This window comes from Mesorhizobium sp. B1-1-1, from assembly GCF_006442955.1.
Taxonomy (GTDB): Bacteria; Pseudomonadota; Alphaproteobacteria; order Rhizobiales; family Rhizobiaceae; genus Mesorhizobium.
In genome coordinates, this window is record NZ_VFWW01000002.1 from 166,323 (window position 1) to 181,564 (window position 15,242).

General features: G+C 64.1%; 13 protein-coding genes. 2 read left to right on the forward strand and 11 right to left on the reverse strand.

Annotation, left to right across the window (positions count from 1 at the left end):
• Positions 1–202 precede the first annotated feature (202 nt).
• The 9 genes from FJ986_RS03825 to FJ986_RS03865 form a co-directional block, all read right to left on the reverse strand.
• A complete protein-coding gene (locus FJ986_RS03825; protein WP_140514992.1) occupies positions 203–1,180 on the reverse strand; it encodes a branched-chain amino acid ABC transporter permease in 978 nt (325 codons plus the stop codon).
• A 1-nt stretch (position 1,181) separates the two neighbouring features.
• A complete protein-coding gene (locus FJ986_RS03830; protein ID WP_140514993.1) occupies positions 1,182–2,069 on the reverse strand; it encodes a branched-chain amino acid ABC transporter permease in 888 nt (295 codons plus the stop codon).
• 7 nt (positions 2,070–2,076) lie between these two features.
• On the reverse strand, positions 2,077–2,781 hold the full coding sequence (locus FJ986_RS03835) for an ABC transporter ATP-binding protein (protein ID WP_140552372.1): 705 nt from the start codon (positions 2,779–2,781) through the stop codon (positions 2,077–2,079).
• Positions 2,774–3,574, reverse strand: a complete 801-nt coding sequence (locus tag FJ986_RS03840; protein ID WP_181181851.1) for an ABC transporter ATP-binding protein — start codon at positions 3,572–3,574, stop codon at positions 2,774–2,776. The genes FJ986_RS03835 and FJ986_RS03840 overlap by 8 nt, the downstream gene beginning before the upstream one ends.
• Positions 3,571–4,779, reverse strand: a complete 1,209-nt coding sequence (locus FJ986_RS03845; protein ID WP_140514995.1) for an ABC transporter substrate-binding protein — start codon at positions 4,777–4,779, stop codon at positions 3,571–3,573. The genes FJ986_RS03840 and FJ986_RS03845 overlap by 4 nt, the downstream gene beginning before the upstream one ends.
• A 238-nt stretch (positions 4,780–5,017) precedes the next feature.
• Positions 5,018–6,127 (reverse strand): ABC transporter ATP-binding protein, encoded by a 1,110-nt coding sequence (locus FJ986_RS03850; protein ID WP_140673441.1) that lies wholly within the window; start codon positions 6,125–6,127, stop codon positions 5,018–5,020.
• 13 nt (positions 6,128–6,140) lie between these two features.
• On the reverse strand, positions 6,141–8,351 hold the full coding sequence (locus FJ986_RS03855; RefSeq protein ID WP_246681754.1) for an iron ABC transporter permease: 2,211 nt from the start codon (positions 8,349–8,351) through the stop codon (positions 6,141–6,143).
• Positions 8,352–8,429: 78 nt separating this feature from the next.
• A complete protein-coding gene (locus FJ986_RS03860) occupies positions 8,430–9,476 on the reverse strand; it encodes an ABC transporter substrate-binding protein (protein WP_140673443.1) in 1,047 nt (348 codons plus the stop codon).
• A gap of 35 nt (positions 9,477–9,511) precedes the next feature.
• Complete coding sequence (locus FJ986_RS03865) at positions 9,512–10,312, reverse strand: inositol monophosphatase family protein (RefSeq protein WP_181181854.1); 801 nt, start codon at positions 10,310–10,312, stop codon at positions 9,512–9,514.
• A 235-nt stretch (positions 10,313–10,547) separates the two neighbouring features.
• On the opposite strand from FJ986_RS03865, the gene FJ986_RS03870 reads away from it, so the two are divergent.
• Positions 10,548–11,573, forward strand: a complete 1,026-nt coding sequence (locus tag FJ986_RS03870; RefSeq protein ID WP_140498399.1) for a substrate-binding domain-containing protein — start codon at positions 10,548–10,550, stop codon at positions 11,571–11,573.
• 42 nt (positions 11,574–11,615) lie between these two features.
• Here FJ986_RS03870 and FJ986_RS03875 read toward each other — a convergent pair whose 3' ends face one another.
• Complete coding sequence (locus FJ986_RS03875) at positions 11,616–12,947, reverse strand: aspartate aminotransferase family protein (RefSeq protein ID WP_140560389.1); 1,332 nt, start codon at positions 12,945–12,947, stop codon at positions 11,616–11,618.
• Positions 12,944–13,828 carry a MurR/RpiR family transcriptional regulator gene (locus FJ986_RS03880; RefSeq protein ID WP_140515002.1) on the reverse strand — a complete coding sequence of 295 codons (885 nt, stop codon included), beginning with the start codon at positions 13,826–13,828 and terminating at the stop codon, positions 12,944–12,946. Before FJ986_RS03880 ends, FJ986_RS03875 begins: the two co-directional genes overlap by 4 nt.
• Positions 13,829–13,935: 107 nt before the next feature.
• Between FJ986_RS03880 and FJ986_RS03885 the strand changes: the two genes are divergently transcribed.
• Positions 13,936–15,165: an ABC transporter substrate-binding protein gene (locus tag FJ986_RS03885; RefSeq protein WP_140673445.1), complete on the forward strand. Its 1,230-nt coding sequence runs from the start codon at positions 13,936–13,938 to the stop codon at positions 15,163–15,165.
• Positions 15,166–15,242 lie beyond the last annotated feature (77 nt).

The following is a 15,242-nucleotide window of genomic DNA, read 5'->3' on the forward strand; positions in this document are numbered from 1 at the left end:
CGTCTCTTCGAAGGAACCGCTGACCTCTCCCGGCGACGGCCCTCCAACCTTCATGTGGTCACGCGATACGGAGACGGTAGCGCTACCAAACCTGCCTGTAAAGCAGGCGCTTCGATAAACATCCAGGCTGCATTCCCGGTTGCTCACTGGACTGCCCACCACATGGCTGGAGACAGCAGGCAGATCGGCCACGGGATGAATATCAACCACTTGCACCGTCCGCCGGCCTGGGCAGCCGCGCCTGGAATTCGCCGACGATGCCGCGCCGGAAGACGAGCACGCAGACCATGAATATCAGGCCGGTGGCGATGGTCACCGGAAAGCCTGAGGTGGCGAGTGTGTTTTCAAGGCCGACGACGAAGCCGGCGCCGACGACCGGCCCGACCATGGTACCGATGCCGCCAAGCAGCGACATCAGGATCACCTCGCCCGACATCTGCCATGTCACGTCGGTGAGCGTCGCGAACTGGAACACGATTGCCTTGACCGCGCCGGCAAGCCCCGCAAGTGCGGCCGACATGACGAAAGCGGCGAGCTTATACCTGGCGACGGAATAGCCGAGCGAGATGGCGCGGTTCTCGTTCTCGCGGATCGAGCGCAGGATCATGCCGAAGGGCGAGTTGACGATCCGCCAAATGGCGAAGACGCCGATCAGGAAGATGGCCAATACGACATAGTACATGTTGACCGTAGCGCTCAAATCGATGATGCCGAAGAGGTTGCCGCGCGGAACGCCCTGGATGCCATCCTCGCCTTGCGTGAACGGTGCCTGCACGCAGAAGAAGAAGAACATCTGCGCCAGCGCCAGCGTGATCATGGCGAAATAGATGCCTTGCCGGCGGATGGCGAAGAAGCCCATGACCAGCCCGAGCAGGGCCGCGCCGGCGGTACCCAGCAGAATGCCTGCCTCTGGCGGCCAGCCCCATACCTTGACGGCATGCGCGCAGAAATAGGCGGCGCCACCGAAGAAGGTCGCGTGGCCGAAGGACAACAGGCCAGTGTAGCCGAGCAACAGGTTGAAGGCGCAGGCAAACAGCGCAAAGCACAGCATCTTCATAAGGAAGAACGGGTAGACGAAGAACGGCGCGGCGATGAGCGCCAATACCGCCAGCGCCACCAGCGCGCGTTCCAGCCGCACGGAGGCCGCGGCGCGCTTTTCCTGAAGCGTCAGCTCGCTCATCTCAGGCGTCCCTTCCGAACAGGCCGGCCGGCCGCAGTAGAAGCACGATCGCCATGATGACGAAGACGACAAGGTTCGACGCCTCGGGATAGAACACCTTGGTTAGGCCCTCGGCGAGGCCGAGCATGTAGCCGGTGACGATGGCGCCCAGGATCGAGCCCATGCCGCCGACCACGACGACGGCGAAGACGACGATGATCAGATCCGACCCCATCAGCGGACTGACCTGGTAGACGGGAGCCGCCAGGATCCCGGCAAGACCGGCAAGTGCCGCACCCAGTCCATAGGTGAGTGTCAAAAGCAGTGGCACGTTGACGCCGAAAGCCTGGACCAGTTCTGGATTTTCGGTCGCGGCGCGCAGATAAGAGCCAAGCCTGGTCTTCTCGATCAAAAGCCATGTGCCCAGGCAGACGAGAAGCGATGCCAGCACCACCCAGCCGCGATAGTTGGGCAGGAACATGAAGCCGAGATTGGTGCCGCCCGCAAGTAGCGCCGGCACCGCATAGGGATTTCCCGAGACGCCGTAATAATAACGGAAGACGCCCTCGATGACCAAGGCCAGGCCGAAAGTGAAGAGCAGGCCGTAGAGAGGGTCGAGCTGGTAGAGCCGCGAGAGCGCTGCACGCTCGACCGCAATGCCGAACAGCCCGACGGCGAGCGGCACCAGGATCAGCGCCGGCCAATAGCCGATGCCGAGATGGACAAGCAGCAGATAACCGATGAAGGCGCCCAGCATGTAGAGCGCGCCGTGGGCGAAATTGATGATGCGCAGCAGGCCGAAGATGACGGCGAGGCCAAGGCTCAGCATCGCATAGAAGGAGCCGTTGATCAGCCCGACCAGCAACTGCCCGAGAAAGGCCTGGATGGGGATGCCGAAGATCATCGTCATGGCGCGATCATACTCCGAGCACCTCGTGAAGTTGAGCGTCGTGGGCGGCCAGTTCGCCGACCGGAAACCCGCTCAGCACCTTGCCGTGCTCCATCAGGTAGAAGCGGTCGGCAATGCGGGCGGCGAAACGGAAATTCTGCTCCACGAGCAGGATCGTCATGCCGCGCTTTTTCAACGTCGCAAGCAATTCGCCGATGCGCTGGACGATGACCGGCGCCAGGCCTTCGGTCGGCTCGTCGAGGAGCAGCATCCGGACACCCGTCCTCAGGATGCGGGCGATCGCCAGCATCTGCTGCTCGCCGCCGGATAGCCTGGTGCCCGGGCTGTTGCGGCGCTCCTTCAGGTTGGGAAAGAGCTCGAAGATCTCCTCGACGCTCATGCCGCCCTTGGCCACCACCGGCGGCAGGATCAGGTTCTCGTCGACTGTCAGCGTGGCGAAAATGCCGCGCTCCTCGGGAACGAAACCGATGCCTTGGTGGGCGACACGGTGCAAGGGCAGGCCGATCAAGTCGTTGCCGTTGAAGACGACACTGCCGGTGCGCTTGCGGATCAGCCCCATGATGGCGCGCAGCGTCGTGGTCTTGCCGACGCCGTTGCGGCCAAGCAGCGTCACGGTTTCGCCGCGGAACACATCGAGGTCGACGCCGTGCAGCGCGTGGCCCTCGCCGTACCAGGCATGGAGATCGCGCACGGCAAGCAGCGGCTCACTCATGCTCGGTTCCCATATAGGCTATCCGGACGCGTTCATCCTGGCTGACCGTCGGATAGTCGCCGGCGGCGAGCACCCTGCCGCGCTGCATCACGGTGATCCAGTCGCAAAGATCGGCAACGACGGTCAGATTGTGCTCGACCATGAGCACGGCCCGATCGCGGGCCAAGGCGCGGATGATCCCGGAGATCATGCTGACATCCTCGTGCCCCATGCCGGCCATCGGCTCGTCGAGCAGCAGCACCTTTGGATCGAGCGCCAGCGTGGTGGCGATCTCGAGCACGCGCTTGCGGCCATAGGAGAGATCGCCGGCGAGCCGGTGCGCCGCGTCGTCGAGGCCGAGCGTGCCGAGAAGCTCGCGCGCCCGCGGCGTCAGTTGGTCGAGCGCCGAAAGCGGGCGCCAGAACTGGAAGCCCAGCCCGCCTGGGCGCTGCAGCGCGACGCGCACATTGTCGAGCACGCTCAGATGCGGAAAGATCGCCGAGATCTGGAACGAGCGCACGAGGCCCATCCGCGCCACCTTGGCCGGCGGTGTCCGGGTTATGTCGGTGCCGAGCAGTTCAATCGTGCCGCTGGTCGGCTGCAGGAACTTGGTCAAAAGATTGAAGATCGTGGTCTTGCCGGCGCCGTTCGGCCCGATCAAGGCGTGAATCCTGCCGTGATGAACGTCGAGATCGACATCCTTCACCGCGACGAACCCGGCGAAATCGCGCCTGAGGCCGCGGGCGGAAAGCACCACCCGCGGCACGGCTCCATCGCCGTCAGGCCTGACGGCCGCGGCGGTTGCCGTCGTCACTTGCTGACGAGCGGGCAGCCGCTATCCGTGGCCTTCATGAAGGCCTGGTCGCCCGGAATGGTTGCAAGATAGGTGTAGTAGTCCCAATCCTTCTTGCTCTCCTCGGGCTTCTTGACCTGATAGAGGTACATGTCGTGCACCATGGAGCCGTCGGCCTGCACCTTGCCGTTGGCGGTAAAGACGTCATTGACCGGCATCGAATGCATTTCCTTGGCCACCGCTTCGGTTTCGTCGGTGCCGGCCTTGTCGATGGCCTTGAGATACTGCGACACCGCCGAATACGTCCCGGCCTGGATCATGTTCGGCATCCTGCCGGTGCGTTTGAAGAAGCGGTTGGCGAACTCGCGGCTCTTGTCGTCGCGATCCCAGTAAAAGCCTTCGGTCAGCACGACGCCCTGGGCCGCCTGCAAGCCAAGGCCATGCACTTCGGCCAGCGTGAACAGAAGTGCCGCGAGCCGCTGGCCGCCAGCGACGATGCCGAATTCGGCCGCCTGCTTGATCGAGTTGGAAGTGTCGAGACCGGCATTGGCAAGGCCAACGATCTTGGCGCCGGAGGATTGCGCCTGCAGCAGGAAGGATGAGTAGTCGGTCGAGCCGAGCGGATAGCGCACTTCACCAAGCACCTTGCCGCCGCGATCCTTGACGAGCTTGGCGGTCTGCTCCTCGAGCGAATAGCCGAAGGCGTAGTCGACGGTGATGAAATACCAGCTGTCGCCGCCTTGCTGCACCAGGGCACCGCCTGTGCCGACGGCCTGGGAATGGGTGTCGTAGGCCCAATGGAAACCATAGGGCGAGCACTGCTTACCGGTCAGGTCGGTCGCAGCCGCGCCGGTGACGATGTCGATCTTCTTCTTTTCCTTGGAAAGTCCCTGCACGGCGAGCGCCACCGAGGAGGTGGTCAGTTCCATTATGGCATCGACCTGCTCGGTGTCGTACCACTGGCGCGCTATGTTGGAGGCGATGTCCGGCTTGTTCTGGTGGTCGGCGCTGATGACCTCGATAGGCGCATTCTGGACCTTGCCGCCGAAATCCTCGACAGCCATCTTGGCCGCCTCGACGGACCATTTGCCGCCGAAATCGGCATAGACACCCGACTGGTCGTTGAGGATGCCGATCTTGACCTTGCCGTCGGAAATTTCGGCTGCCGCCGCTGGCATCGCGGTACCCACAAGCAGCGCGGCTGAGATGAGATAGGATGCTTTCACTGGTATTTCCTCCCTTGTGGCCACTGTCGAAAACGCCCATTGCGGCCCTGTGACGGCTTCGAGTGTACCGTCTGGTCCCGCGTGAAGAATACGTCCTGTGCTCGCCACAGTTCCAAATTGCCCGGACACATGGTCACAAGCGCACATTCGGAATGCACAGAGATTCGTAACATCGACATGGAACGTCGAGAACCACTATTTTCGTATCAGGCGCACCGGTAGCGGTGTCCGCTGCTGGCTAGGACTTGTCGCGCGCTATCAGCACGATCTTTGCCGGATCGAAATCGACCGCGACGACGCTGCCTTCCGGCAGGGCGGGTGTGACGACCGGCGACGTCGCAAACAGCTCGACCGCCGGATCGTTTATCGCGACGCGGTATTCCATGTGGTCGCCGAGATAAGAACTCTTGACCACGCGCCCTCTCATCCCGCCGGCTGCCGGCTGGCCGGCGACGAGGCGCACGGCATTCGGCCGGACGGCCAGCACCGCCGGCCCCGCCGCGATGCCGCGATGCCGCATGTCGAGCCGCAGCGGCCCGACCTTCACCTCCGCATTCGTTTTGTTGCTGGCGAGAACCTCGACGTCGAGCAGGTTGGCGTCGCCCATGAAGTCGGCGATGAAAGGGTTCGTGGGTTCGTTGTAGAGGTCGCGCGGGGTCCCGTCCTGGGCGACGCGGGCAGCGTTCATGACGATGATGCGATCGGACACGGCCAGCGCCTCCTCCTGGTCATGCGTCACATAGACCACGGTCAGCGCGAGGTCCTGCTGAAGACCGCGGATCTCATCGCGCACGCGCCGGCGCAGCTTGGCATCGAGATTGGACAGCGGCTCGTCGAACAAAAGCACCTTCGGCTCCAGCACGATGGCGCGCGCCACGGCCACGCGCTGCTGCTGGCCGCCCGAAAGTTCGCTCGGCTGGCGCTTCTCGTAGCCGGACAGGCCGACCTGTGCCAGCTTCTCGGCGGCGCGCCCTGCGGCCTCAACCTTGCCGAGCCCCGTCGCCCGCAGGCCGTAGCCGACATTTTCCATGACGTTCATGTGCGGGAACAGCGCATAGGACTGGAAGACCATGCTGACGTCGCGCTCTGCGGCTGACAGCAAGGTGACGTCCTTGCCGTCGATTACGATGCGCCCGTGGCTTGCGTGCTCAAGCCCGGCAATCAGCCTGAGCGTCGTCGTCTTGCCGCAGCCGGAGGGTCCCAGCAGCGTCACCAGGCTGGCCGGTGCGATGTCGAAGCTGACATTGTCGACGGCAGTGACGGCGCCGTATTTCTTGGTGACGCCCTCGAAACGCACTGCCGGTCTGTCCACCACGCCGGGGGCAGCGTTCTTCGCCGTTTGATCCATACGCTTCTCCCGATCAGATTGGTGCCACGACGGCTTGCGCCTCGGCCCGGCGCCGGCCAAGCCGGCGTTCCCCGACCAGCAGCTGGATGCCGATCAGAATGATCATCATGACGACGATCAGCACCGCCGAATAGACGATGGCGATGCCGTATTCGCCGACATCGGCTCGCCCGACAATATAGACGGTGGCGAGATTGAAGCGGCCGGTCGCCAGGAAGATGACGGCGCTGACCGCTGTGACCGCACGCACGAAACTGTAGATCATCGCGGTCACGATAGCCGGCTTCAGGATCGGCAGGATCACCCGCCGCAAGGTGGCGAAGGAACGCGCCCCCAGTGTCAGCGATGCCTCGTCCAGGCTCTTGTCGATCTGCCCAAGATTGGCGAGGCCCGCGCGGATCGCAACCGGCATGTTGCGGAAGATGAACGAGATGACGATGATCAGTCCGGTGCCGGTCAGTTGCACCGGCGGCACGTTGAAGGCGAGGATATAGCTGACGCCGACGACCGTGCCGGGAATGGCAAAGCTCATCATGGCGAGGAATTCGAACATCGTGCGCCCGGCGAAATGCTGCCGGTCGAGCAGATAGGCGGTCAGGATGCCGAGCGCGGCGGTGAACGGCATCGCCACCAGCGCAAGGCCGATGGTCATCAGCAGCGACGGCCAGGCCGACCCGCTCAGGAACCAGCCATTGACGCCTTTCTCGACGGAGAAAGCGGTGAGGAAATATTCGAGCGTCGGCGTGTTGTCGCGGCCGATCGATTGCACGAAGCCGCCGCCCAGGATGATGCCATAGACCACGACGGTCAGAAGCAACCAGGGAACGACGGCGGCGTAGCAGCCGATGCGCAAGCCCTTGGGCAGCGTGGCCGGCACACCGCCATCGCCCTTGCCCGCGACGGTGACGTAGCTGCGGCTGCCGATCCAGCGGCGCTGGATGACGAAAGCGGCGAGCGTGAATCCCAGAAGCACGATCGCCAGCACCGCCGCACGACCTTGATCATGCGCAGCGCCCACCACCGCAAAGAAGATGTCCGTCGACAGCACGTTGAAGTTGCCGCCCAGCACCAGCGGGTTGGCAAAGTCGGCCATGCTCTCGATGAACGAGATCAGGAAGGCGCTGGCCAGCCCCGGGCGGATCAACGGCCAGGTGATTGTGCTGAAAGTGCGCCAACGGCTGGCGCGCAAGGTCTGCGAGGCCTCCTCCATGCTCGGGCTGACGCCCTGCAGCACGCCGGCCAGGACCAGGAAGGCGATCGGCGTGAAGGCCAGCACTTGCGCGATGGTGATGCCGGCCATGCCGTAGATCCAGCGGCTGCGCGGAATACCGAGATGTTCGGATAAAAGATTGGTGACGATGCCGGCCCGGCCGAACAACAGGATCAGCGCCAGGCCGATGACGAAAGGCGGCGTGATGATCGGCAGGATGGAGAGGCCGCGCAGCAGCCATTTGGCAGGCAGCCTGGTGCGCAACGCAATCAGCGCCAGCGCCAGGCCTAGCGCCGTGCAGAAGAATCCCACCATCACCGCGATCGCCACCGTATTCCACGCCACGCCGCAGGAACCGTCGCCGTAGAGGCAGCGCAGGCTCCAGATGTTGGCACTGAACAGCTTTTCGGCAAACAGAGCCGGCACGACATTGCCGTCATTGTCCTCGATGGCGGAAGCGAGGATCGACAACAGCGGATAAGCCACGAACAGGATCAGCGAAGCGATCACGATCAGCAGCGAGCCGACGACAAAACGGTCGCCCTTGCACCAGCCACGCGCGGCCAGCGCCTCGGCGATGAACATCAGCATCGTCACCGCGTACAGCACGGCACCCCAGCCGAGACCCGGCTGCACCGGCCCCGGCGTACTGGCGAGATGCCCAAGCCAGGCAAATCCCCAACCCGAATGGATGATGGAAAAACCCTCGACCGCCAGCCAGGCGAGACCGGCAGCGCCCGCCGCCGCCAGGCCGGGGAGGTTCCGGCGCGCGACGAGCCAGCTTGCCAGGAGAAGTGGCAGGACCAAGGGAAGCAGCCAGAGCCGGCCGTTCAGCGACAGCAGGATCGCTGGTGCCGCCTCCGCCGGACGCGCCAGCCAGTCAAAGGAAAGCAAGCCGCCTTCGACTTGGTACCATGGCAGCACAATGAAGCTCGCCCATGCCAGCGCCAGCCATCCGGCGGCACTGCGCCCCGGGAGGTCATTGGCCATGGGATAGGGCGAAGCCCGTGCCATTCGACATCTTCCTTTGGTATGGTCGGGGTTGCGCCGGCTGCCCCGCAGGCAGCCGGCGGATCGGCCGTACGGACCAGATCAGCCGCCGTTGCGGACCTCATCGGTGAATTTCTTCAACAGCCGCTTGCGCTCCGCTGACGATCCATATTTGGCGAAGTCATAGTCGATCAGCTTGATCTTGCTGAGGTCCGGCGCCTCGGGCGGCACCGGGGTGCCGGTGTTCGACGGGATCTGGTAGCTGCCGTTCGGAGCCGCAAGTTTCTGCGCGTCTGGCGTCAGCGCCCAGTCGTAGAATTTCCGCGCCTCGTCGATATGCTTAGCCCCGGCAACAATGCTCATCGACCCGATCTCGAAGCCGGTGCCTTCACAGGGCGAGACCACCTTGACGGCCGGATTCTGCTTGGCGGCGTTGATGACGTCGTGCTGGAAGGAAATGCCGACCAGCGTCTCGCCTTTGCCCACGGCGAGCGCAGGTGCGGCGCCCGCCTTGGTGTATTCGGCGATGTTCTTGTTGAGCTGCTTGAGATAGTCGAAAGCCTTGTCCTCGCCCATCAGCTGCACGATTGTCGCCAGCATCGTCCAGGCAGTACCCGAGGAATTGGGGTCGGCCATCTCGATCTCGCCCTGGAAATCGGGCTTGACCAGATCCGCCCAGCAGGCCGGCGCCGTCAGGCCGCGCTGTTTCAGGTCTTCCTCGTTGTAGCCGTAGCCAAGCGCGCCGAGATAGATGCCGACGGTGCGGTTCTTGGCGCGTTCAGCCTGCCTCAAAGCCCAGTCGCGCAGGTTCGCCAGCTGCGGCGACTTGTATTCCTGGGTGAGACCTTCTTCCGCCGCCTGAAGATGCGGGTCGCCGGTGCCGCCCCACCAGATGTCGGCTTGCGGATTGTCCTTCTCGGCCCGCAGGCGCGCGTAGATCTCGCCGGCGCTCATGCGGGTCATGTCGACACTGACGCCGGTTTCCTTCTGGTAGGTCGTGGCCATGGCCCGGCACCAGGCCTCGTCGACGCCGCAATACATCACGAGGTTGCGATCCGCCGCATGGGCGCTCCCGGCCAGCCCGAAAATGGCCAGCGCCGCTAGGCCAAGCCACGTCCTGCCTTGCCTGCGATCAAATGGACCTTTCATCGATAATTCCTCCCTTTCATGCTCTTTGGAATTGATTATTCGTCGTCGAGCGGCACTCCGATCACCTGGGACAATCTCGCCGCCACGCCCGGCGCCGCAGCAAGCACCGGATTGCCCCTCGCCATGCCATCGCCGTCGAGAAAGCGGTTGACGCGCCCGCCGGCCTCCTCGACCAGCAGCAATCCGGCCAGGCAGTCCCATGCATTGATATGAAGCTCGGCATAGGCATCCGAGCGGCCGTCGGCCACATAGGCAAGGCCCAGCGCCCCCGAACCGGAGCGGCGCACATTGGCGCCCAGCGACCAGACCAGGGCCACCTTGTCCAGGTAGTCGCGGTTGGGAATCCGCGGCGACCAGCCGAACTCCACTGAGGCGCGGTCGAAGGCCTGTGTGCGCGAAACATGGATCGCCGTGCCGTTGCGCGTCGCACCGTGCCCGCGGCGGGCAAAATAGACCTCCCCGATGGCCGGATTGGCGATGCCGCCGATCTCGCTGCGGCCGTCCTGGACGAAAGCGATCGAAACGCAGAAATGCGGAATGCCGCGCATGAAATTCGCCGTACCGTCGATCGGGTCGACGACCCACATGCGATCAGAGCCGCCGCTGCCACCGGTTTCCTCGCCCAAAAACCCGTCCTCGGGAAAGGCCGCGGCCAACGTCGTGCGGATGTGATGCTCGACCTTCCCGTCGGTCTCGGTCAGGAAATCCTGCGGGCCCTTCATCTCCACAGGCTGCGCGGCGTCGATTTGGCTGTAGCCCTGCATCGCCATGTTTCCCGACGACAAGAGCAGTTGCCGGCAAACATCGGCACGCCTGTCGAGTTCGGCTTCGGACATCCGGCTCGCGTTAGGCTGCACCGCCACGCTGTTCATGCTGTCCGTCCAGGCAATGGCAGTTCCGATGCGGTCCGCGAAGAAATGGGCAAGGTAGCCTCCGGCGCCGGCTTCATGCACGGCTGTGCAAAGCTGTTTCATTTACGCATGTGTGTCAAGGGCAGCGGTTACACCTGTGACTGGCTTGCGCTATGCTGCACGTGCGTGCAAAGAATCGAGAAACGCAGCGAGAGTGTGCATGACGACGCCAAGAGGCCGTATTGGCTTTTCCAGTGCCCAGCAGGTCGCGGAGCTTGCCGGCGTTTCGCGCTCGGCGGTATCACGCACGTTCACGCCCGGCGCCAGCGTTTCGGAAGAAACCCGCGAGCGGGTGCTGCTGGCGGCCGAGCAGCTCGGCTATCACGTCAACCACCTGGCGCGCGGCCTGATGCGGGCATCGACGGGCATCGTCTGCCTTGTCGTCGCCGATGGCGACACGCCCTACCAAGCCCGTATCCTGCGGGCGCTGACACAGCATTTGAGGGATGCCGGCAAAGTGGCCATGGTATTCAACACGTCGGGCCCCAGCCACCATGTCGATCAGGCGCTGCGCAACACGCTGAACTACCGTGCCGATGCGACGATCGTGCTGTCCGGCACGCCGCCGCAGGAGCTGATCCGAACCTGCCTCGAGAACGGGCAGCGCCTGATCCTGATCAATCGCGACGACCGGTTCGACGGACCGCATAACATCGGCGTGGACAACGCCGCCGCCGCCGAGGCGGCACTTCACGCCTTTCTTCGTGCCGGTTGCACCAGGCCTGCCCTGGTGACGTCGGCAGCCGGCACGCCCAGTCTGGTGGCGCGCGAGACGGCCTTTCTTGCCGCAGCGCGCAAGGAAGGACTGGAGGTGATCCAGTGGCGCGAGGGCCGCACGGGTTATGCGACCGGGGCAGAAGGCGCAAGGCGCCTGCTTTCGGGCCGGCAGCGACCGGATGCGGCATTCTGCGTGACCGACCTGATCGCCTGCGGTTTTCTGGACGCGGCGCGCCACGAGTTCGGCGTCGACGTCCCGCGCGATCTCTGCGTCGCCGGCTTCGACGACATCGAGCAGGCTGACTGGGCTTCCTACCGGCTGACGACCTTTGCGCCGCCGATTGAGGAGATCGCCACGCACGCCGTGCGACTGGCCGCCGGTTCGCGCGAGGAAGCAGGCGCCGGCAGTCGCCTGACCTGCCACGCGCCGATGGTCTGGCGCGGCACTGTGAGGCCAGGTCGGGGCTGACGCCGATCGGACTACAGTCCCGGTCGGTGAGCGTGTCGTGTGCTAGATCGCAATGCTGCCGATCGCGGCATCGACGGCGTCGCCCAAACGGTCGACGATGATATCGACCGTGCCGTCGTCGACGATGAATGGCGGTGCAAGCAGGACGTGATCGCCAGCCCGCCCATCGACGGTGCCGCCCATCGGATAAACCATCAACCCCCGCTGCATCGCTTCCGATTTTATCCGGGCATGGACCTTCAGGCGCGGATCGAACGGGGCCTTGGCCGAGCGATCCGCGACAAGTTCGATGCCCTGGAAAAGGCCGCGCCCGCGAATGTCCCCGACATGGTGATGGTTGCCGAAGCGCTCACGCAGCCGTCGTTCGAGCGTGGCGCCTCGCGCCGCGACATTGGCAAGCAGACCATCACGCTCGATGACCCGCTGCACGGCGAGGCCGGCCGCACAGGCGAGCGGATGACCGATATAGGTGTGACCGTGCTGGAAGTCGCTGCCTTGCGAAAAAGCATCGAATATCCGGTCGGATGCCAGCACCGCCCCGAGCGGGGCGTAGCCGCCGCCGAGCCCTTTGGCGATCACCATGATGTCGGGTGCGACGCCTTCCTGGTCGCAGGCATGCAGTGTTCCGGTACGACCCATGCCGCACATGACTTCGTCGAGGATGAGCAGCACGCCGTGGAGATCGCAAATCTCGCGGATGCGCCTGAAATAACCGGGTGCGGGTGGCACGGCGCCGAGAGTCGCTCCAACCACTGTCTCTGCGACAAAAGCAATGACCGTTTCCGGCCCGAGTTCCTGCAGCTTCGTCTCAAGCGCATCGGCGGCGCGCAGCCCGTAGGCCTCGCTGCCTTCATCCGGCCGCTGATGCCGATAGGCATAGCATGGTTCGATATGATGGTTTTCGATCAGCATGGGCTCGAACGGCGCCTTGCGCCAGGCGTTGCCTCCCACCGAAAGCGCGCCCAGCGTATTGCCATGATAGCTCTGCTGACGGGCCACGAAGCGGCGGCGCTGCGGCTCGCCGCGCTCGACGAAATATTGCCGCGCCATCTTCAGGGCGGTCTCGATGCCTTCCGATCCGCCGGAGACGAAATAGACGTGATGAAGATCGCCCGGCGCGTGAGCGGCAAGTTCGTCCGCCAGTTCCTCCGCCGGCCGGGTGGTGAAGAAGCTGCTATGCGCATAGGCGAGCCGGTCGAGTTCGGCATGCATCGCGGCAAGAACAGCCGGATGCTGATGGCCAAGGCATGAGACGGCCGCGCCGCCGGAGGCGTCGATATAGCGGCGTCCCTTGCTGTCGATGACGGTGACGCCATCGCCGCCGACGGCAACGGGATAGTCGTGGTGGATCTGGCGATGGAGGATATGCGTCATGACCGTTGCCTGGTTTCGTAGATATGGGTGGAAAGGGTGTCGAACTGACGTTCGACGTCGCGCATGGCGGCCAGCGCGCGATCGCCGGCGGCGGCCGCCAGGATCGCGGCCAGCGTTTCGGCGATGGCAAAGGCCGGCGCCATGGTGTGGAAAAAGGACGGGCTCTCGGTTGGCACGATGATGACGGCGCCCGCCCGGTTGACGAGCGGCGAGACCACGCTGTCGGTAATCGCCACGATTTCGAGCGCGCGGCTGCGTGCATAATCGACGAGTTCGACGGCGGCGCGCGTATAGGGCTTGACGCTGATCGCCAAAAGCACGTCGCCCGCTCCCGCTTCCCACAAAGGATCAGGTCCGGTTCCGCCGACGCCGTCAAGCAGACGCACCGCGCCGCCGGCGAGGCCATAGACGTAGGCGAAATGGCAGGCGACGGGGTAGCTCGACCGATAGCCCAGCGCATAGATGCGCTTGGCGCCTGCCAGCACCGAGGCTGCCCGGGTCACCGCCTCCAGCGTCGCCGGATCGCAAAGCTTCGCCATATGGCGCTCGAGCGTTTCGGCCAGCTCGAAGGCCAGCGCGCCGTCTCCTCCGCGCTTCCGCCGCGCCATCAATGCTTCGGCCTTGCCCAAGAACTCCTTCTCGCCGCGGCGAAGTTGCTCGGCGTAGAGGTCGCGCAGGCTATCGTAGCCGTCGAAGCCCATGCGCTGGGCAAGCCGCGTCATCGATGCCGGGGTCACCCCGGCGCGCTGCGCCTGGACGCGCATCGACAGGAGGGCAACGTCACGCGGATTGTCGAGCACCCATTGCGCCGCCGCGCGAAGCTGGCGCGGCATCGTCTCGAAACTCTCGAGCAGGCGCGAGCGGAAGGCGGGTTCCAACATGGCGCGAATTTACGCCGGCCGTTGACGAGCTGCAATGAATATTTCAATCTGCCAGAAATGAGCGTAGTGTTTCATTCAATCAGAAAACAAGAACAGGGGAAATTCGCATGAAACAGACCATATCCAGTCATTTGGGAGCGCTGGCGGCACTCGCGCTGGCTTCCTTGCCGTTCGCAGCCGCACCGGCTCTGGCCGAGGATCCAATCGCGCTAGGCTGGGTGGGGCCGCTGTCGCCGCCCGGCAACTATTCCGGCGGCCAGGAGATGCAATGGGCGGTGCAGCTCGGTGTTGACGAGGTCAACAAGGCCGGCGGCGTGCTCGGCCGTCAGCTGAAGGTGAGTTACGAGGACACCAAAGGGCAGCCGGCCGACGGCAGCGCGGCAGCGGTTCGACTCATCACCAAGGACAACGTCGCCGCGATCTTCGGCGAATTCCATTCCTCGGTCGCCCTCGCAGAAATCGAGGAGGCGCACAAATACGGCGTCGCCTGGGTCGGTACAGACGTATGGGCGGACGCCATCACGGCCAAGCAGTATCCGGAAGTCTATCGTCTCGCTCCGGCCAACTCCCTCGTTTACGTCAAGGCGGCCGACTGGACGGTCGAGCAAGGTTTCAAGAACATCGCCATCATCGCCGAAAACACGGACTTCGGCCAGGGCGGGGCCAAGGTCGTCGCCGATGAGCTGAAGGCCAAGAACGTCCCCTATACGCTGGCGACGATCGACCTCAACCAGCAGGATTTCACGCCCGCGCTGCTGCGGCTGATGAATCAGAGCCCGAGGCCCGATGCGATCCAGATGGTGATCGCCGGACAGGCGCAGTATCAACTCGTCAAGCAGGCCTGCCAGCTCGGCCTCGCACCGACTGCCGAAACGGCCCTCATCGGCTCCTCGGGTCTGCTGCAGAAGGAAGTGTGGGAAGTCGACGGCGAATGCGCCAACAATCTTCTCATCGTCAACGTCGCGCAGCCCAAGTCGCAATGGAACGACAAGGCCAAAGCATTCGTGAAGGCGTTCACCGAACGCTACAATAGGGCACCGACCGGCGTGGCCATGGAGGCCTATGACACGTTCGGTGTCGTCGTCGAAGCGATCAAGAAGGCAGGCTCGGCTGACCGCGCGGCGATCGTGAAGGCACTGGAAGAGATCAAATATGAAGGGGTGAACGCCACCTACACCTTCCCGACCACCAAATCTCCCGACTGGGCTTTCCATCAGTTCGTCGACGTGCCGTTCACGATCATCCAATACACGGCCGTGAACCAGGCGCCGGAGGATGCTGCGATCGTCTATCCGAAGAAGTGGGCCACCACCGACAAGGTCATGCCCGGCAAATGAACGGCACGCCGGCGGCTCCATGGCCGCCGGCGGCCGCTTCACTGGACAGGCGGCCGACAACGAGGTGATGTGAACCC